Origin of the sequence: Pseudomonas sp. Pseusp97 (genome assembly GCF_047304025.1) — a bacterium.
Classification (GTDB): Bacteria; Pseudomonadota; Gammaproteobacteria; order Pseudomonadales; family Pseudomonadaceae; genus Pseudomonas.
Genome location: NZ_JBGLYK010000444.1, coordinates 1 through 1,027, shown reverse-complemented (window position 1 = coordinate 1,027; position 1,027 = coordinate 1). Strand labels below are relative to the sequence as shown.

General features: G+C 62.3%; 1 protein-coding gene and 2 pseudogenes. All 3 read right to left on the bottom strand.

Going from position 1 to position 1,027, the window contains the following annotated elements; translation table 11 throughout:
• Positions 1-193: pseudogene (locus ACCC94_RS29765) on the bottom strand (acetyl-CoA carboxylase biotin carboxyl carrier protein); the annotation flags it as partial.
• A 24-nt stretch (positions 194-217) separates the two neighbouring features.
• Positions 218-661: a type II 3-dehydroquinate dehydratase gene (gene aroQ / locus ACCC94_RS29760; RefSeq protein WP_192434396.1), complete on the bottom strand. Its 444-nt coding sequence runs from the start codon at positions 659-661 to the stop codon at positions 218-220.
• A gap of 149 nt (positions 662-810) precedes the next feature.
• A pseudogene (locus tag ACCC94_RS29755) lies at positions 811-1,027 on the bottom strand (protein-disulfide reductase DsbD); the annotation flags it as partial.

Sequence of the window (1,027 nt, the reverse complement as noted above, 5' to 3'; positions counted from 1 at the left end):
GGGCAGCCGGGGCGGCGGCGGGAGCTGCGACCGGAGCCGGAGCGTAGGCCGGGGCAGCAGCGTAGATCGGCTGGGCGGCGGTCTTGCTGTGACGGCTGATGCGTACGGACTCTTCGCCCTCTTTGATCTCCAGTTCGTCGATACCGGATTCTTCGAGCAGTTCGATCAGTTTCTTGACTTTACGGATGTCCATCAGTGTTCGCTCTCCCAGGTGAGGTCACGGGCGTTCAAGTTGTTCAAGGGCGGATTCCAGGGCCAGGCGGTAGCCTGTGGCGCCCAGACCGCAGATCACCCCTACCGCCACGTCGGAGAAGTAGGAGTGATGCCGGAAAGGTTCACGTTTGTGCACGTTGGAGAGGTGCACTTCGATGAATGGGATGCTCACTGCGAGCAATGCGTCACGTAGCGCGACACTTGTATGCGTGAAAGCGGCCGGATTGATGAGGATGAAGTCCACGCCTTCGTTGCGCGCGGCGTGGATCCGGTCGATCAGTTCGTACTCGGCGTTGCTCTGCAGGTGCAGCAGGTGGTGGCCAGCCTCGCGGGCGCGGCGCTCCAGGTCCTGGTTGATCTGCTCGAGGGTGACGGAGCCGTACTTGTCGGGCTCGCGGGTGCCCAGCAGGTTGAGGTTGGGCCCGTGCAATACCAGTAAGGTCGCCATCTGGATGCGGTAGTCCTTGTTCTTGGCGGGAAAAGAGTGGGCGGGACTATGCCGGAAAGTCGGCGTGACTGTCCAGTCATGCCGGTTTTGCCGTAGATGTCAGCATGTTGCCAGCCGATTACGGCAAAACCGTTGCAGTCAAACTGTGATCAGGAGCGCGTTCCAGCCTGTTTCAGGCGGTCGGCGAGGGTGGCGGCGTCGGTCTCGCCGATGATGCGCAGATCGCTCCATTCGTCGCCTTTGGGCGAGAAGAACAGCAAGGCGGGCGGGCCGAACAGGTTGTAACGGTCCAGCAGGGCGCGCTGCTCCTCGGTGCTGGCGGTCATGTCGAAGCGCAGCAGGACGAAGCCGGGCAGTTGCGACTGG